Origin of the sequence: Xanthomonas sacchari (assembly GCF_024266585.1) — a bacterium.
Taxonomy (GTDB): domain Bacteria; phylum Pseudomonadota; class Gammaproteobacteria; order Xanthomonadales; family Xanthomonadaceae; genus Xanthomonas_A; species Xanthomonas_A sacchari_C.
In genome coordinates, this window is the sequence record NZ_CP100647.1 from 2,655,204 (window position 1) to 2,673,503 (window position 18,300).

General features: G+C 59.4%; 14 protein-coding genes. 8 read left to right on the top strand and 6 right to left on the bottom strand.

The genetic code is table 11. From position 1 onward, the window contains the following. The first annotated feature begins 48 nt into the window (after window positions 1–48). The 4 genes from NKJ47_RS10960 to NKJ47_RS10975 all read left to right on the top strand — a co-directional run bounded on the left by NKJ47_RS10960 (window position 49) and on the right by NKJ47_RS10975 (window position 6,407). Window positions 49–1,137, top strand: coding sequence for a site-specific integrase (locus tag NKJ47_RS10960; RefSeq protein ID WP_254457942.1), 1,089 nt, complete (start codon window positions 49–51; stop codon window positions 1,135–1,137). 120 nt (window positions 1,138–1,257) lie between these two features. Then, entirely contained in the window at window positions 1,258–2,370 is a 1,113-nt protein-coding gene (locus NKJ47_RS10965) for a hypothetical protein (protein ID WP_254457943.1), read from the top strand. A gap of 150 nt (window positions 2,371–2,520) precedes the next feature. Continuing rightward, window positions 2,521–4,473, top strand: a complete 1,953-nt coding sequence (locus NKJ47_RS10970; protein ID WP_254457944.1) for an ATP-dependent nuclease — start codon at window positions 2,521–2,523, stop codon at window positions 4,471–4,473. Continuing rightward, a complete protein-coding gene (locus tag NKJ47_RS10975; protein ID WP_254457945.1) occupies window positions 4,473–6,407 on the top strand; it encodes a UvrD-helicase domain-containing protein in 1,935 nt (644 codons plus the stop codon). Before NKJ47_RS10970 ends, NKJ47_RS10975 begins: the two co-directional genes overlap by 1 nt. A gap of 127 nt (window positions 6,408–6,534) precedes the next feature. On the opposite strand, the gene NKJ47_RS10980 is transcribed toward NKJ47_RS10975, so the two are convergent. Genes NKJ47_RS10980 through NKJ47_RS10995 form a run of 4 tightly spaced genes read right to left on the bottom strand, consistent with a single transcriptional unit; the run spans window position 6,535 to window position 11,237 of the window. Continuing rightward, window positions 6,535–7,020, bottom strand: coding sequence for a Mov34/MPN/PAD-1 family protein (locus tag NKJ47_RS10980; RefSeq protein ID WP_254457946.1), 486 nt, complete (start codon window positions 7,018–7,020; stop codon window positions 6,535–6,537). Then, a complete protein-coding gene (locus tag NKJ47_RS10985; protein ID WP_254457947.1) occupies window positions 7,017–8,789 on the bottom strand; it encodes a ThiF family adenylyltransferase in 1,773 nt (590 codons plus the stop codon). The genes NKJ47_RS10980 and NKJ47_RS10985 overlap by 4 nt, the downstream gene beginning before the upstream one ends. After that, window positions 8,782–10,041 (bottom strand): nucleotidyltransferase domain-containing protein, encoded by a 1,260-nt coding sequence (locus NKJ47_RS10990; RefSeq protein WP_254457948.1) that lies wholly within the window; start codon window positions 10,039–10,041, stop codon window positions 8,782–8,784. The genes NKJ47_RS10985 and NKJ47_RS10990 overlap by 8 nt, the downstream gene beginning before the upstream one ends. Continuing rightward, window positions 10,038–11,237 carry an HNH endonuclease gene (locus NKJ47_RS10995; RefSeq protein WP_254457949.1) on the bottom strand — a complete coding sequence of 400 codons (1,200 nt, stop codon included), beginning with the start codon at window positions 11,235–11,237 and terminating at the stop codon, window positions 10,038–10,040. The genes NKJ47_RS10990 and NKJ47_RS10995 overlap by 4 nt, the downstream gene beginning before the upstream one ends. Window positions 11,238–11,474: 237 nt before the next feature. On the opposite strand from NKJ47_RS10995, the gene NKJ47_RS11000 reads away from it, so the two are divergent. Further along, window positions 11,475–12,050, top strand: coding sequence for a 3'-5' exonuclease (locus NKJ47_RS11000; protein ID WP_254457950.1), 576 nt, complete (start codon window positions 11,475–11,477; stop codon window positions 12,048–12,050). Between the two features lie 720 nt (window positions 12,051–12,770). Here NKJ47_RS11000 and NKJ47_RS11005 read toward each other — a convergent pair. Both NKJ47_RS11005 and NKJ47_RS20830 read right to left on the bottom strand, forming a co-directional pair. Further along, a complete protein-coding gene (locus NKJ47_RS11005) occupies window positions 12,771–13,757 on the bottom strand; it encodes a hypothetical protein (RefSeq protein WP_254457951.1) in 987 nt (328 codons plus the stop codon). A gap of 218 nt (window positions 13,758–13,975) precedes the next feature. Next, window positions 13,976–14,344 (bottom strand): GIY-YIG nuclease family protein, encoded by a 369-nt coding sequence (locus NKJ47_RS20830; RefSeq protein WP_429002410.1) that lies wholly within the window; start codon window positions 14,342–14,344, stop codon window positions 13,976–13,978. A gap of 977 nt (window positions 14,345–15,321) precedes the next feature. On the opposite strand from NKJ47_RS20830, the gene NKJ47_RS11010 reads away from it, so the two are divergent. The 3 genes from NKJ47_RS11010 to NKJ47_RS11020 all read left to right on the top strand — a co-directional run bounded on the left by NKJ47_RS11010 (window position 15,322) and on the right by NKJ47_RS11020 (window position 18,282). Next, window positions 15,322–15,594 carry a hypothetical protein gene (locus NKJ47_RS11010; protein WP_152249581.1) on the top strand — a complete coding sequence of 91 codons (273 nt, stop codon included), beginning with the start codon at window positions 15,322–15,324 and terminating at the stop codon, window positions 15,592–15,594. A gap of 107 nt (window positions 15,595–15,701) precedes the next feature. Further along, window positions 15,702–16,427, top strand: a complete 726-nt coding sequence (locus tag NKJ47_RS11015; protein ID WP_254457952.1) for a hypothetical protein — start codon at window positions 15,702–15,704, stop codon at window positions 16,425–16,427. Continuing rightward, window positions 16,417–18,282 (top strand): hypothetical protein, encoded by a 1,866-nt coding sequence (locus NKJ47_RS11020; protein WP_254457953.1) that lies wholly within the window; start codon window positions 16,417–16,419, stop codon window positions 18,280–18,282. Before NKJ47_RS11015 ends, NKJ47_RS11020 begins: the two co-directional genes overlap by 11 nt. Window positions 18,283–18,300 lie beyond the last annotated feature (18 nt).

Consider the following 18,300-nt stretch of genomic DNA (forward strand, 5'->3'; position numbering starts at 1 on the left):
ATGATTATCGTGGCTACGTCTACTTATTCGTAGCGCACATTACATACTATGAATGCTAATTCCACTAGTGCCGCCCTCGTCCAGACCGTCCACCAGCTGGTACTGCCCGAACAGCTAGCGCAACAGGCGGCGGACGCGGTGCGCGAGCTGCTGGCCGAAGCGGCGGCCGAGAACACCACCCGCAGCTATACCAGTGCCCTGCGCTACTGGGCCGGCTGGCATGCGGCGCGCTACGGGATCGAGCTCGCATTGCCGGTGCCCGAAGCCACTGTGCTGCAGTTTGTGGTCGATCACGTGCAGCGCCGCTCGACTGACGGTGAGCTGGCGTGGGAGCTGCCGCCGATCGTGGACCAGGCTTTGGTGGCGGCCGGCCTGAAAGCCAAGCTTGGGCCATGGACCTTGGCCACCGTGCGGCATCGGGTCGCCGTGCTGTCCACCGCGCACAGGCTCAAACAGGCGACCAATCCCTGTGAACAGCCAGCGATCCGCACCGTGCTCAGCCGCGCCGCCCGAGCTGCAGTCAAACGGGGCGAGCGGCCGCGCAAGAAGACTGCGATTACCCTGCCTGAGCTGGAAGCCCTGCTGGCCACCTGCGACGACAGCCTGGAAGGAATACGGGATCGCGCCTTACTCTGCTTCGGGTTTGCCAGCGGTGGGCGCCGGCGCAGTGAGATCGCCGCCGCCGACCTACGCGACCTGCGCCGGATCGGCGAGGCGGGGTACATCTACCGGCTCGAGCACAGCAAGACCCAGCAGGCGGGCGTTACCGCCACCTCAACGCCGGACAAGCCGGTACTGGACCGGGCCGCTCTCGCCCTGCAGGATTGGCTGGAGGCGGCAGGCATCACCGAGGGGGCCATCTTCCGGCGGCTCTGGAAACAGCGCGTCGGCCCTGCCCTGTCCCCCGCTGCGGTGGGTGAGATCGTGCAAAGGCGGGCCCGCCTGGCCGGGCTGGAGGGGGATTTTGGTGGGCACAGCTTGAGGTCAGGGTTCGTGACCGAGGCCAGCCGCCAAGGGGTGGCTCTGCCGGCGATCATGCAGCTGACCGAGCACCGGTCGGTGGCAAGTGTGATTGGATACTTCCAGACAGGCAGCGCATCCGCGAATCCTGCCGCTCGCTTACTTGAAGATAGCTAAGCCGCATAAGTGATCGTTGCGGAATTTCGTTCGAGCGTCGTGGATTGATCGGAAGCCTGGGCAGCGGAAGTTGGGCCTATTAGGGGTACGATACCGGAACACTCAGCCCGGTATGGACACATGGGACAATCGGTTATTGCCGACAACTGGTCGCTGCAGATTGTGGCGGAGCTGCTCACCGACGGACTCGGCCGCGATCAGTGCCAGCTACTGCAGGTCACGACCGACGGCGCCCCACAGCTGACGTCAGTGCCTTCGGCTGCTATCGCGCTGGAGTGCTTGTTCGACCTGCTCACCGACCTAGTGCTGCGCGACCAAATTCTGGTCGAGGCCGCTCATGTCGACACGTGGCAGCGCGCCGGCCATGTGTTTGCCCCCGCCACTCGCCAGGGGGCTCTGCGTGGCTACGACTTCCAGCCGCGGGATCCGGAATTGGGGTCGGTGCGTGACGCGTTTGTCGAGCGCCTGGCGTTTACGGCGCCGCTCCGCGAGCTGCACGCGCAGTACACAATCGCTTACCGTGAGCACGGGGTCAGCTCGCACCCGCTGGAGTCGCAGATATTGTGGGGCGGCGCGGGCATGCTTGCGCGTGCGGTCAAGTTCGACACGCCGTACACGCCGCACCCGGCACGGCGCCGCTTCTATCAGATCGCCGGCGTCGCACTACCTGACGCCAGCGCCGCCGATCGTACCCTCGACATGGTGCGCACCAGCCGGACCAAGCTGCAACGGCGTGAGACGCGCAACGAGTCGCTGATGTCACTACGGCTGATGCTCGATCCGATCCCGTTGCAAGTCATCCGTGACGTCGACAGCCCCGCGGCCCTGATTGCCGGTGCCGTGGCGCTGCGCGACCGCTTCCGGCCAGTGCGCGACTGGCTCGGGCTGTACCAGCAGCACGTCAACAACCCCGATGGCGCCCCTATCTCCACCTACGAGCGCACGCTGGTCGAGATCGCGCGCGGGGTCGACGACGCCCTGGCCGGCGCGGGACTCGGTCAATCGTCGATGAGCGTGGGCTTTGATGGGTTCAGCCTGTCCTGGAACCCAGCCGCCACCTGGCGCAAGTACCGCAACCGACTCGGCGTGCGCGCAATGATCAATCAGCTGGTGCTGGCGCCCGATGGCCGCGCCGAACTAAAGAGGCTGCTAGGATGGTTCGGTGCGCAAGGGACGACGGTCGAGCTAGAAGTGCTCGAGCATTTCGGCCGCGGGCGCTTAGGGCGGGAATGACGTCGTCGCTTATGGAAAGATCGTGCAACTGCTCGACGAGGCTCAGATTCATAATCTTGGTATACTAGATTGCTCAGCAGGGCACTCTCTTTTTTTCCTGGTCGTTTTAAGCTAACGACCTTGAATAATTCAATCTAGGGAGCGGATTCCATGTATGTGCATCGGATGTTCGCAGAGAACTTTCGCGTCTTCGCGGATAGCGCATCGAACAAGCATTTAGACCTGCAACTTGCCCAAGGGCTGAATGTGCTCGTCGGAGAGAACGACGCCGGAAAGACATGCATTGTGGATGTGATGCGATATACATTGCTCACGACGAGCAACGATTTCATACGCATCGAAGACGACGACTTCCACTGCGGACCCGCAGGTCAGGCATCGGAGTTGCGCCTAGAACTGGAGTTGCGAGGCCTCAACAAGCCGCAACAGGCCGCGCTCCTGGATTGGCTCACACTGGAGGCAGGCTCCGAACCTTTCGTGGTGATCCACGTACACGCCAAGCGCCGATTGCCGGGCGCGGCAAACGCCAGGCAACTTACTCCTATCATCAGCGTTACCTGTGGCAAGGGAGGCGGTGGTCCGGAATTGTCGTCGGCGGCTCGCGATCTGCTCCGCTCGACGTACCTAAAGCCACTTCGCGATGCGATCGCAGAGCTCAGGCCTAGGAAAGGGTCACGTCTTTCCCAAATTCTGAGGTCGCACAAGGATCTAAAGAAGGAAGGCGAGAACAAGTTCGACAAGACGGCCCCTGACGCTCCCCCGAACACCCTTGTCGGAATCATGGCTCAAGCTCAGCATCGCATCAGCACCAAGGCGGTGGTCAAGGACGTGCGTGACAAGCTCAATAACGAGTATCTAAAAGAACTGAGCTTTCAGGCGACGCCACTCACGTCCGACATCCGAATCTCCTCCGAGCTGACGCTTACGCAAATACTGGAACGACTGGAGCTGAGACTGCTCCCCCCGCAAGCGTCGACACAGGAGACAAATTGCGAACGAGGCCTCGGCTACAATAATGTGTTGTTCATGGCGGCGGAGTTGCTTCTGCTCGGCAATGGCAGCAACGAAGATCTGCCTTTGCTGCTCATTGAGGAACCAGAGGCGCATTTGCATCCGCAACTGCAGTCTCGCGTGCTATCCATGCTGGCAGCTAAAGCAAGCGCAGATGGAATCCAGGTGGTGGTCACTACACATAGTCCCAGCATCGCAGCCAGTGCCCCAGTTGAGTCGCTCACCATCATCTGCGGAGGCAAGGCGTTTCGATTGGCCAAGGGCGAGACAGCCCTTGAGCCAGATGACTATGAATTCTTACGACGTTTTCTGGATAGTTCAAAGGCAAACTTGTTCTTTGCGCGTGGCGTTATGATTGTCGAAGGCCCCGCCGAGGCAATCTTGCTGCCAGCGTTGGCTGAAGCCGCGGGGCGCTCTTTCGAGGCCAATGGCATCTCCGTTGTCAGCGTCGGCAGTGTCGGATTGTTTCGCTATGCACGCATCTTGCAACGCGGAGATGGCACAAGTCTTCCCATCAAGGTGGCATGTCTGGGCGATGCAGACATTGTTCCCAACGATGTTACGTACATACAAGGGCGATTGGAAAAGGAAGCCAGCGGAAATCATACGACCCAGGGCGGTAAGCGTCATCCGAAGCGCAAGGTGGCGGACTACACGGCCATAGAATTGGCAGCGGCGCGACAAGCCAAGGTTGACCGCGCGCGTGGCGGAAGCACAGAAGTTTTTATCTCGGATTACTGGACCCTAGAGTACGACCTGCTTCGTTCCGGCCTTGCACGCGCGACATATATCGCGGTTCAGTTGGACCAAGCCGAGGGCTCGAAGGGACATCTGACGACAGAGCAGTACGCTGCCACAGTCAACTCCGCCGGCGAAGAGTTCGACCTACTCAAGGAGTGCGATTCCTCCGAATCAATCGCCGCGACCACGTACGAGACATTGCACTCTAAGAGCGCGTCAAAAGCTGTCGTAGCGCAGTATCTGGCTCGCCTGTTAAAGGATGGGCATGCCGGGAACCAAGAGCAGATCCTCAAGGCATTGCCTCCTTATATCCTCGCCGCCTTCGACTATCTCGTTCCGGATGAACTGTGATGGGGACTCCCTTTATCCTGACCCTTGACGACCTGGCAAAGCTGCCGGGGCTGTTTCCGAAGCTGGAGTTCAATCGGCAAGAGCAGGTGGATGCGCTGCTGATGGCCTCCTCGGGCGACGTGCAAGCCGCCCCAGGTAGCGGCAAGACAACTCTCCTGGGGGCAAAGTTGTCCCTAATGGCAGCCCGCTGGCCGTATGCGCGTAGAGGGATCTGCATCCTCACACACACCAACGTTGCCCGAGCAGAGATTGAAAGATGCCTCAAATCGGTCCCGTCCGGAGAATCCCTGCTCGCGTATCCCCACTACATCGGCACAATTCAAAGCTTTGTTAATCGCTTTGTCGCTCTACCGTGGCTGCGCACGCTTGGAATTACCCCTCGGGAAGTTGACGAGGAAGATTTTTCCGAGCGTTTTTACTCAGCGGCTTACAAGTTTAGCAAAGGATGGATAGGTATAAACAGGTACGCGCGCGAATCGACGATAAAGCAAGTTCGTTTTCGAGGCCCTAACCTGGACCTGCACTCAGACGCCGATGTCCCATTGCCAGCCGGCGGGCAGATGGTTCAGAACCTTCGCGCACTCAAAGAGAAGATGGCGCAGGACGGAAGATTGCGGCATGCGGATATGTTTGCGTACGCGCTTCAAGCCATGTCGCAGGTTCCGGCTCTCGCGGGAGTTATTAGTCACCGATTTCCGAACGTTTTTATCGACGAGATGCAGGACACGAGCGAGCTCCAGCTTGAAGTTCTCAACGCGATATTTGGCAAGAATTCAGTCGTTCAGCGGTTCGGGGATGTTAACCAAGCCATTCTGAATCGACGTCGGAGTTCGGTTGCGAACGCCTTTCCTAACGTGGGCAGTCAGGAGGTGCGGATCAGCATGCGATTTGGAGCCCAATTTGCCGAAGTCGCCAACAGCGTCAAGGCAGTAGGGCAAGGTATCGAGGGCCGAGGTCCGAATCCCTCTGCTCCGCCGACGCTGTTCTTGTACAGCGACGACACTGTGAACCAAGTCATCGCGCGTTTTGGTGCTTGGGTCGCAAATCATGCCATGCAGGAAGAACTAGACGCGCTTCCGGTTAAGGCAGTGTGCGCGATCAAGTCCCGAGGAAACCCGCAACAGCGAGTCGGTAGACACATTCCCGACTATTTCCCTGGCTATGACGACATCGCGGCCAACCCGACGCGTAATTCGAGCAACGCAAAGAAGTTAATGCAGGTTGCGGGCACCGAGACCAAGGGCTCTGTTATAGAAAAGCGTGTATCGGCAGCTCGCGCAGCCCTCGTCTTGATAGTTCAGGCTTTTGGCAAGTCAGAGTATCGAAAGGCTAGGCACTGGCGCGATCTACTTAACATCCTCGGACCGCACAGCGATAAACAAATCACGCTCACCACTGCTGCGCACAAGTTGGTGTTCGAGCCCTACGATATGGCCTCGGAACAGTCATTCCTCGTTGCGCTCGTCAACATCACGAGAGAGTTGGGAGACATCATTGATGTATGTCCTTCGCTTGCTGACGTTCCAATGGCTTGGCTCGCCCACGACACCCCGCAAGCCAGCGAGGATCTCGGCCCATCGAATACGTATCTCGTTCAAGGTCTACAGGTTTCCTTTCCCATCCACGTGGCCACGGTCGCTTCCGTAAAGGGGGAGACTCATTTAGCCACACTGATTATGGAGAGTTGCCGAAACAAGAAGTTCGACGTGCAGACTCTGCTGCCGTTCCTATGCGGAGATGAGGATGCCCGGGGTGCAACGGATGAAGCGACGACTGAGCGCCTGATGAACATGTTCGTCGGTGTCACTCGCCCGCGGAAGCTCTTGGCCGTTGCGATGCACGTAGACAGAGCTGACATCGACTGCTTGAAGAGACTGACGCGCGCCGGCTGGAAACTGCTTGACATGATCGAACCGCGTGGTGAAACGGCCTAATGAAGGTCCATCACCGCCTCTACCGCCGCAACAGGGTTGAGTGGACTGCCCGGCACCTGATAGCCGGTGACGTGGTCGTCCGCCAGAGCGCTGGTCGTATGCCCTGCTATTGCCCCCAAGGTGTTTCTCATGCCGGCGCCGGCTCCCCTTCTTTGGGTTGACCATCTCGAATCGACCAAGCGCGGATACCGCGCGGGTGCACGGGTTTGCCAACTATGACCGCCAGCGGAGAGGACAATGCAATGGTATACCGGGTAGCAAAAGCTGCAAAGCTCGCCACATCAACAGGCGATATCTTGGGCACTACTTGCGGATGGGTATGCCAGTAGCCTACCAGACGCCAACCTTGGGAGTTGGCGTGGCCTATCTCTTGTTGGCATCGCTTAGCATCCAGTTCCAGCCATGCCCACCCCGCCCGGTCGGCGGGATGGGGCGGGGTGGCGCCGGCGAGCACTAGCCCTCGCGGATCATCCGGATCGACGAACAGCTGTCCGCCGCGCTCGGTCTCCCAGATACGCTGGCGATGTGCGCTCAGCACCTGCGCCACGGTCTCCGTGACAAGCAGTTCTACGTTGTGCCGAGGCCAATGCCATCGCCAGGCAATAGTGTTCAAGGGCGGTCCTGACAGTGCGGCCAGTCGCGCTCCAACACCACATGGATCTGGCCGGCCTCCAGACTTGGGCCTCGGTAGTGCCCATTCAGCCGGGTAACTTCATCGGGGGTAGAAATGCTGCTGATCCATGCCCGCGTTGGCATTTGCGAGCGCAACACGCGTATCGCACTGTTGACGATCATCGAAACCACGCTGGCCAGACCCGTAGCGCCTCCCGGAATGAAGCTCTCCCCGCAGGCCGGCAGCGGCACCACGCCACCATCAGGCCACTGGGTGAACGCCTGGCAAAAATCACCGCGCTCATTGAACAATCGCCGCCCATCGCTGCCCGGTTCAATCGCCACCAGGGCATGACCAACAAAGGCATTGGGTTCGCTCCATGCCTGTATCAACGGCCACGCTGCGCCATTGGCCTTGGCGCGCCACAGCGCTACCTCTGAACTCCATTCGGCACTGGTCACGATAACCAGGTCTGCCTTGTCCAGGACCTCGGTCTTGGCGGTGAGGATGACCTCCACGAAGGTGTTGTAAGCCTCGATCAGGACGGTGGGGAGATCCCGCTGGAGCCGCATCCGCAGCGCGCCTACCTTGGACTTTCCCAACTCATCCATGCCTAACGCATGTCGGCCCAAGTTCTGACCAACCAGCTTGTCCGGGTCAATCAATGTCAGATGCCCTACCCCGGCTTTGGCCAGCAACATCGCCACGGGACTTCCCAAGGAACCTAGACCGACCAACGCGACGCGGCGATGCTCCAGATTTGCGGCCATTCCGGCGCGTTCTCTTGAATGGATCGCAGCGCGCTCGAGCAAGTCGAGCGTGGCTACCTGCAGAACCGCGGGAAACAACGCTGTCTTCTGCGCGCCCTGTCGACGCCCGGCGCGCAGCCCATAGCGCGGGCCTCGGCGGGGTTGCAGCGCCTTGGAGCGCAGGTTGAAGCAAAACAGCGGCCCGGCTTGCTCACCGGGCAGTTCCAGCACGGCCCAGCGAACGGGAAGATCATCGCTGCGCTGCAGCCAATCCAACAAGGCCGGAATATCCTCATCATCCAGATACGGCATCAGCCATTCCAAGAATGCTTCAGCCGTGGGAACACTCAGTGGAGGATAGTCCTGCAGTTTGATGAAAAACGCCGGAGCCAGCGGCTCGCGGATTGATCGAGCCACTCCGACGACGCGTTCGTGATGCTTCCTCAGGGCGCCCTGGTCATCCGATAGCCATAGCGTTTCCCATCCCGATATTACCTCGCGTCGAGGATCACTCAAGGCATACAAGGGCCCGGCCTGCGTGGGGCGCTTCAACAGCAGCAAGCTCTGCGAGGACCTTTTTAGCTGGTGGGACCAGTAAGAGGTGATCTCCGCCTGGAACTCGGCTGCCCGACGATGGGGATCAGATCCTTCAACGGAAAATTCCAGAATTTGCCCGAGTCGTTTCAAACTGTCGCAGACAATGCTCTCGGGTGTTCCCGTAATCGGGCGCTCGCCAAAGCCGTGCAGGCACATGCCATTCTCCATGGCATGAGGCCACTGAAGCCAGGGCGATGGCGTCACCTGCAGAGCCAGTTGACCTGAGGGGAACTGCGAGGGAAACCCGATGCGTAGCCGGCGTGAGAGGCCGGTATAGTCCGCCGGCAGCGGGAGGGTGAAAGCCGCTGCTTCGTTGTAGCGCGGCGTGATCGCTGTCAGCCAGGTCTGGACCACATCCGGGCCCAAGAACGCATGCAGCGCGGCGATGCCGCGCTGCACATCACTTTGCGCAGGCTTAGCCAAGGCGCCCGACCGGTTTGACGTCCTGTTGCGAGCCCTGACCTCGCACCCCCTCGCCGAAGAAAGAGCCGGCCATCATGGCGTTACGGGTCACCGTATCGGCACGACCAGGCAAGGTCCAGTTGGGCGGGATCGCATTGTTGATCTCGTCCACAAAGGCACCGCCGATGCCAAAGCTCTCCTTCACCGAGTCGGTAAAGGCCGCCGTCGAGCTGAAGGTCTGCAGACCCAGCCCGAAGGAGGACATCGCATGGGCATGCCAACGATCGAACGTCTGGCGGTAAAGCTGCCCGTCGGGACGATTCCACTTCTCGGCAAAGTTCTCGCCCGGATCCTTTGGATTGCAGACTTGGTAGTGGCCGGGATGTCCCTGGATATGGGCCGGCATCCGCTGGACGATGGCCATCATCGCCTCCAACGGGCGCAATGCCCGGGCCTTGGAGGCCTTAGCGACATCCAGATAGGCCTGGCTAGCCAAAGTGGTGATGACCGCCGAGATCGGCCGATGCCCCTCCGTCCGGGTGCGAATGGCCCATTCATCACGGTGCCGCTTGAGCATCTTGACCGCCGCACGCAGCGGATCCTGTTCCGAATACAGCGCATAGTCGGGCAGCGGCTCCTGTGAAGCTTCGACCAGCCGGCCATCGCGCTTAGCCAAGCGATGCGTGCTGTCCAACGCGATCTGCTCCTGAGATGCAGTTTGCAGCCAGGTCGCGTATGGAAGCGGACTGCTCGCCTTCCAGCTGCGCATTTCGCGGTCCGGTACCTCGAGCTTGCCCGCACCGTTCTCCTGCCCATTGCCGGCAATGGCGCGGGCTGGCGTGACATCGATATGGAAGCCGGGATTATCATCGGCATACACGATGCGAACGCCGCGCCGCAGCAGTTCGATCTTGGCCTGGACGCGGCTGCCGTCATCAAAGCGCTTGTAGATGGCATCCAGCACCTGCATCGCGCTGGCGCCCTGCGCATGGGGCAACCAGACGATGGCATCGGCATCGATGGTGCCCAAGTCCTTGGGCGCGTCCGCCACCGGCTTGATCGTCGTGCGCAAGCGTATGGATCCTTGCACAAAGATGTGGGCCCCGGCCAACAATGGATCGTCAGCCGCATCCAGAACCTTTTGCAATTGCTGGTAGCGATTGTTGATGATTTGGTATTGCGCCTCGCTCAGCGAAATCCTCTCAGCCGCACTCAGTAGGAAAAACTCCCAGCTGCTGTACTTGGTGTGGCCAGTATTGACGTGCATGTTCATGGTTCACCTGTGTTCGACGTAGGGCCCAACGGCAAGGCGGGTTTGAAACGATCCTGATCGTTCTTGTCACGATCAAAGATCAGATAGGGATGTTGGTGTTCGGTGGTCAGCAGAGCCCCAAATTCGATCATCAAGGCCGCAGGCGCGGCCGGAAAGACATGGATGGGCCCTGCCGTCATGGCCTCCAGGCGGCTGAGCTGGATCTGCAAGGCATCGCGGAAGGCATGGATGACGCCGCGGTTCTTGACCATCGCGTAGCTGGGCTCGGAAATAGTCAGCGTGGCAATGCGCGCGCCGGGCAAGGCAGCCAGCACATCCCGATCAGGGACTTGGGCGGAAATGGACAGCACCAAGGCCAACGGCCCATCGCCGTCGGGTGGCGCGGTGTACAGATACTCTGGCGGCGCGGCGCCGGGGTCGGGCCAGCTCAGGCCGTGCTCACGGTTGAAGGAGAACAACGCGCGGTTGGAGCGATCACCAATACATTGCCCCAACAGGACCAACGCCGGCATATCGGCCACGCCCACCACGGCCAATGCCGGCGCATCGCCATGTGAGCCGCCGCGCTGGCTGAGCTTGTGTTCGAGCTCGTAGCGCATCTTGTTTTCCAGCAACTTCCAGTAGGCCGCATCGCGACCCGCGGGCCCAGGCGCATCCAGAATCAGCTTCACAGGATGGCCGAAGGCGGCCAGTCCTTCAGCGGACATGGCCGTGAGGAAGGCGCGCTCCCCAATCTCGTTCTGGGTGCTGAAATGCCGGCTTTGCACGATCAGGGCGATGGCCCGGCCACCTTCTGGAGTGGAGGCGGCTAACCGAATCCGCTCACAATGGGCCTGATGCAGGTTGCTCAAATCCTGCTCGGGGTAGTCCTCTGCGTCGCGATCGATCTTGTCGTGGCAGCTGGGACAGAGCAGCATCAAGTTGGCTGGATCATTGGTCAGGGCCTGCGCCTGTTCGGCGTTGTGCTGGGCTTGTCCTCGAGGCCCTTTGGGACTAGCTGGCATGATGTGGGCGACCTCGCCCCACTTCATGGGTTGGCCCACCCTATAGTCGTGCATCAGGTCGGTACCACACAGCTCGCAATGCCCGGCAGCTTGAGTCCAAACGATGCGCTTGATCTCTTCGGTCGTACTAAAACGGCCGTGGCTGGCCGTCTTGGTCGGCGAGTCACGCGCTTGCTGTTTTGTTAGCGTCATGTCATCACTCCGTGATTAAAGTGCTACGTATGTCCCTAGCTAATGCTATTCAAGTCTCAGAAATTGAGAAAAGTGGTCGTTAGCCTATTCATTTTAATGAATAGGCGGCCCGGAATCCTTCTAGCGCGTGCGACGGACCAGGAGGGTCCCTAAGCGCTTCGTGTGGGGCTCTGACCTAGTGCAAATCGCCCAAGGCAATGCTATTGAGAGCGGCCGATTATTGAGGATTTGCTTTACATGCCGAACACACCCGAACGTTTCATCTCCGTCGATGTGGAGACCTCCGGACCGATCCCCGGCGAATTCAGCCTGCTCGCGCTGGGGGCGTGCGATGTAGATCGCGATGAGCTGACCTTCGCGTGCACGCTGCAGCCACTGAATCAGAACGCTGATCCCGAGGCCTTGGCCGCCACCGGCTTGTCGTTGAGTGAACTGGCCAAAACCGGCACTGCGCCCGCCATTGCGATGAATCATTTTGCCCAGTGGCTGCAGTCCCTGCAGGCTGAGGGAGATAAACTGGTTTTCGTGGGCTTCAATGCGCCATTCGACTGGTCGTTCGTGAACTACTACTTCCATCGCTTTACGCGCGACAACCCGTTTGGCTTTTCGGCCCTGGATATCAAGGCTTACTACATGGGCGCCACAGGATGCTCATGGGGCGATACGCGTTCCAGTCTGATGAGCAAGCGCTTGCAGCCGCAGCGAGCCCCGAATCATGACGCCCTGGAAGACGCCTTGTACCAGGCCGAACTTTTTCGCTTGATGCGCTCACTACGCGAAATGCCAAATAATCGTTGTGATTCACTCGGCTGACTGTAGGGGTTAAGTTGTACAGTCCCAATCCACCTAGTATGCAGAAAGTTTAGGCTAGGCCCCAATGCTACATATCTGCGGACCTCTGCCCACGAGGAGTGCTGATACTGTTTGCTAGGACTGCGGCGCGCGTGCAGTTGGCCACGCTCAGGTTTTTTGATTCGAGACGGAGGCATAGATGCGGGGGGATCAGAGTTCGACCAGGAAGACGCCACGTGGCAGGGAGCCAAGACCCTTCTGGACCTTCGGAACCGTTTGGTTCACTACAAACGCGATTGGTTGGATTCTGGCACCGAAGACATAGTAGGAGTCAACAACCTCTACGGAAGCGCCCTATACCCCCGGGCGGCAAACAGCATTCAGTTTCCTGCCGGCTACGCACCACTATGGCCCCCGCTTATTGGCACCCGAGTGCGCGGCTTGTGCCATCAACACGGCCACAGCGTTCCTAGATTCGTTCTACACGCGCATGGGTCAGACTCCGAACCACGAGCACCTCCGCCATCGCATCGAAGTCCAGCAACCGTAGGCGGGTCTCTCACTGTATTCATGGCACCCTACCCCCGATAAATCTTCCTAATCTCGAGGCGAGACATATCTTGGCCAGAATTCGGCATCCCTCGCTCCGCTCTAGCCTTTATCGCTCGTGCTCCCACTCACCCTGCGCTCAAGCACATGTGTTTGCTTAAATGTTTCGATGGACTACATCGTTACGCCTCCTCAAACGTGCCGCTTGTGATAGTCGTCGACTGCATCTTCGAAGTCCTTAAAATGCATTCCATGCACCAAGAATGAGAAGACTTGCCTTAGCTGCGATCTCAGATGAATTGCGTCGTCCCACATGGTTGGCGAAAAAGGAAAATCTCCGAACCGATTGCCCGGATGCAGCGTTGAGATTCTACTGCTGTAAAAATCGTCAAAGTAATTTTCTAGCTCCCCAGGCGGATCATGCCCAAATGGCTCGTAGAGATTACGATGAAGCCACCGGGCTGCATCATGCGCCGACGGATTGGTCAGGCCCTCTAACTTGAGCTTCCGCTGTACTAAGGAAAATGAAGCATCCAATGCAATGAACGCAGCAATGACTGATTCTTCGCCGAACTCTTGATGGCGCCCCAGCATGTCTGACTTCACTAGCGCCTGAAGGCCTCGCATTAGCACAAAGTTTGCAGGGTCGATCCTTCGGTAGGATGGCGCGAATCGATCCATTTCGATGTCTTGGTCCAGCAGATGATAAGGATCTCTCAATACGCTTGCGGATACGTGGGGGCCGCTCGACATCGGCATACGTCGCTGTTCTCTTGCTGAGAGCAACAATCGCTCTTTGATCAAGCTGACGGTGGCCCGATCTGAGAGATCAGGCTGATGCATACTCAGCACCAATTCCGGCCCGGCCACTGGGTAGAGCCGGATCCAAGCACCATCAAAGGTTTGACAGAAGAGAAGCGCGCCCAGCACTCTCACTTGGGCAGGCGAAGCCCAAGCAAACTCGGAGAATGGGACGTCTGCGTCGATGGACCGCCAACCTGAGCACCGTACGACCGTGAAGGCGAGATCTGCATCGGCGTGGAAGAAGCCGTCGTCGCAGAAGAATGTTCCGCGCGGGTAGCTTCCGCCCCTTGGATCGAACACCATTACGCGCAATCGAGGATTCTGATCATAGCCGGAGAATGAAAAGCCCAGCTCAATATCTTTTGGAAGGAGCATCCGTCGCACCCTGTTCTTGCCCGCGCATTTGCTTTGCCATCTCACCGCACTACTTAAGGATCCGCTTCAGTACGGTGAAAGGCTTTCTCTATCGCAAATTGTATCGCCCGGATTCAGACGATGGAAATCCGCGCTTGGTTCCTTCGATGGAACTCTAAGTCGTCCTCATACCCCCGATAAACATCCCTAATCCAGAAGCTCTATATGCTTTTTTGGCACTAAGGGCTATGTTTGAGGATGTGCGCCTTCCGGTGGTGCACTAGGGCGCCACTAGTAGATCGCTCGCAGACATTCGACCAGAAACCACCACGCACCTTCTGCCAACCGTGTTTAGACATCAAGAACAAAGTAAGCCTGTTCTCAATTCGCTCAGCCACCTTCCAATCGCGTGTTCTAACCGTCGTGGCGCACAACACAGCAACGGGTGAATGTCGCCGCGTCCAGGCAGATCCTTTTCCCTGAAAGTGAGCAGCAATCCGCTCGACGAACTTGCATGACTGCCCAACATAGTAGCAACCGTTCTCAAGCTCTAGAACGTAGATCGTGATGGGCGAAGATCGAATTGTTAAGCTCAGAATGTCTGTCATATTAACATCAGCTTCAATGCAGCCAGATTACACGGCATGACGGCCGTGTGCGCATCTTGCTCATGCCTCACTTAAACGAGCAAGTTTGGTGACCACACAGCGCCGCCGCGACAATGCCAAGTCTACTTTATGAGGTGAAATTGGACATTTCCCCTAGCCACGATAACGCTTCCGAATCGCTCACCCGTAGATCTTGACTTTCAGTTCACCGGGAAACTTCCCGCTACGCCCATTCCTCCGCAATGTCCCTTATTCGCTCATGCTGGCTGTTGCGCCATATGCTGGCGAAATTCGATGTGTGCTCGTCGAAACACATAGGATATGCGCCTCGTGGTTGGCAGCGATGCACAGTATCGAAGGATGGCTGGCGTCACTGCGATCCGGCGCGTCAACGGCAAGGATGGACGACGGCAGCGCGACTTTTGTTGTCATATGTCGCGCCTATGAATAACAACTTTGGTTGGCATATACGGAACACAGGCAGCGCAGCTTCGCGCTGCTCCAATTGTTGCTACCCGGGATCGAAAACCTACTGATTTGAAAGGTATTGTGCGTGGCGATAGGAGCTGCTACGTTCGGTAACCTGCGCCCAGTCTTTATCGTCCGGCTACGTCAGGCCGCTGTATGCAGGAGGGGGTTTTTTTCCCTCAGCGATAGGCGCGATCTATCTCAGTGCCAACCTCCGACTGCAACGCTGACAGCCGGGGAAGTTGGGTGATCACCAAAGGAAGGGTGAGGCTCGAAAAAGTTCCCGCGTCGTCGCGGGCGGACCAGTTACGTCTGTTCTTCACTCCCTCTAATCCTAGGAGGTGCCCACAGACCACTTCGATCGTGAATATCAAACCGATTGTCACGTTGACCCAAGTGGGGCCCCGATACCGGGGCCCCAGATGCTGCCGCCTAGAGAACTGCAGCGTCGCGCGTTCTTGGGTCCTAGTCAAGTGCTGCCTGCCGGCAGCGCGTCAGGAGATGTCGCGATGAACGTGTACCCGGAATCCGTGCCTGCACCGAACACCGAACTGTTGAGCTCACCTGAGCAACTCGCCTTCGAATTTGCCGGCCTTAACCACGCTGCAGAGCCTGCGTGCGCTGCATCCGCTTCAGCCGAAGCGGAGCAACTTTCCCCTATGCAGATTAATCGGCGTCAGGTGGTAGGCGTCTTAGGTCGGCTGTACCGCCTGGATGTGAATTGCGACCAAATCACAGGCCGGGTGCTCAGCTATCGCCTGTCACCTTTGTCTACGGCCTAACCGTCGCTCCCGCCGCATCGCAGCGTTCCTCCTCGCGCGCCCTCGGCGCGCACCCCGCATCGCGTGGCCTCTGGCCGCGCTCGCGCTTATTCGTCTGGAGTCATGCCATGACCGCAGGTACTGCCGCCACCCGCGACGAGTTCAAGCCCAATTCGCACGTCACCAACCCCACCCTTCCATACGTGCCGCGAAAGCTCACTCGCAGCGAACGCACCCGTCGTGAACTTTTCGTGTTCCACTCACCGCGCAATGCGCGCATTGTAACCGTCACCGAGTTCCTGCACCTGACCCTGGCCCTGCAGCTCGAGTTCGATCCCAACCTGCAGTCCTACGTCGAGCGCCCGCGGCGCATCGCGCTGTCGCCTCGACAAGACATCGACATTTCGTTCTGGACTCGGAGCAAGCAAGGCGAAGAGCGCTACTACTTGGCGATTCCCGCATCAGGCACCATCGGGAGCACCAGCGGCATCGTGTCCATCCGCGACCAAGAGGCGCTCGACGCTGCCGCAGAGCGCCATGGGCTCCGGCTGATCTACATTACTGAGCGCGAACTCATCTCATCAATCGCCGACTGCGCCGTTCGCTTCGAGTTGCTTCACCACGTATGGGCCTATCAGCGCCTGGTGACGCGCTCGACCATCCAGGACCAGATTCTGGCTCTGCTGACCAATCGCCCGCGCCTCACACTCTCTGGCCTGATCCAGCACTTGGCAGTCGACGCCGATAGCGTGCGTGCCGTTGTCGCGGGAATGGTGCATGCAGGCAGATTGCGTCTGGTCGACTACACCGCCGGCAGTGCGCAGGCGACGGTGGAGGTATGCCATGCGCACTGACCGAACCGAGCTCTTCGATGCCGAGCAACTGCAGGAATGGTTCAAACCGGATCTGTCTACTATGAAACCGGCGTTCGTCGACCGCTTCCAACGCCGCTGCGCCGCATTGACCGCAGTGCTCACCGGGGCAATGAGTTTGACCCGCGCCGCCGAGGCCAATGGGCTTTGCCGAAGCGGACTCAAGCGCATGGCGAGGCTCGCCCCACAGCTCGCACGCGACGGACACCCTTTCGGCTATCGCGTGTGCGTACCGTGGGGCACCTACGAGGGCAATGACGACACTGATGACCCGCAGATGCCATCCATGGCGGAGCCACATGCAATGCGCAAAGTGCTCCGTGCACAACCTACGATCGCGACATGGATCGAGGGCTTCACCACGAAGCTTCCCCCCGGCCGCCCACCAAAGGCCTTTGAACGTTTGTTCGCCAAGATCGTCGCCGAGCTCAAGCGCCTGGATCAGCACGCGTTCTATCCACTAAATCAACCTGACCAGGGCCGGCGGGCGCTGCTGCGCTACTTGCGCAAAGTGCGTATCGATGACATCGCGGTACCGACGCTGGACGAGATGGGCCCCTCCCTCACCGTACTCGCGGATGCCTTTCGTGGACGGCCGTTTGATCGTTCCGAGTTCGATGCACACTCGGTCGACATTGAAGCCGAACTTGGCGTGGCGCTGCCCAATGGTGGCGTGGTCAAGCGCCGGATCACTAAGTTGTGGTTCCTGTGCGAGGTGGAAATCGAATCTCGGGCGATCTTGGCCTGGACCTTGCGGGTCGGCCGCGCCTACAACAACCTTGATGTGGCGAGCTGCGTTGCACGGGCACTGTACCCTTGGACGCGCCGTGAGCTGACGATCCCTGGTCTGGAGTATGCCCCCGGCGCCGGAATGCCAAGCGGACTGACCGGTGATCGCGGTCGTCGACGCGTTCGTTGCATCGCTATGGACAATGCCAAGGCCCATCACTCGATTAGCTTCGAAGACGCGATGGGACGTGCGCACGGCGCGATTCTTTACTTTGGGCGCGCCCATGAGCCGCGTTCGCGACCGGTAGTCGAGCAGCTTTTCTCGCGTCTGGAGCGTGGCGTACTCCGGGACTTGCCCGGCGGATTCGAGCCAGCCACCCGGCTGGGTGAGAGCAAGCTGCGAATCAGCAATTTCGCACCCGGCGATCTTCCAATCCAACTGCACCTGTTCGATGAATTGCTCGATGTCCTGGTGGCCAACTACAACGCGACTCCGCACCCGGCACTCGGCAGCTTGAGCCCGTTGCAGTTCCTGCAGATGCAGACACCACGCGCATTCGCGCTGTCCATGCCCGAGCCAGAGAAGGACGCCCGTGAGATGGGCAGCGTACTGGTGCCGTTGGTCGTGCACGGGAACCGCAAGACCGGAGAAATGCCGCATGTGAACCATTTGTACGTGCGCTACCGCAGTTCCGAACTGGACGAGCGATGGGAGCTGGTCGGCAGAACCGTGCTGGCACGCATTTGCCGCCATGACCTGCGCACGCTGCTGCTGATGCGAAGCGCCACCGTGCCGCTCGGCTTCGTCCGCGCGATGCCCCCATGGGACCGTGCCCCCCACGACGAGACGACGCGTACCCTGGCCATGCAGTGGACCAAACTGAAGGGTGGGCTCTCGTTTGTCGGCTGCGAGTGCGCGGTAGAGGCCTACACGGATCACCTGCGAAAGCTGGCGTCCAGCTCCCAGAAAGCGGTGGACCAACTGGCGCGCATGCAGCAGGCGTCGGGCGCGAAACCGCCTCAACCGACACCGCTGCCGGCGATCGATCTGACCGTCCCCACACCGCGGCGAGGCTGGGTCAGCTTCGACGGCTCGCGCGACCACTGACGGCCACTCACTTCTGCT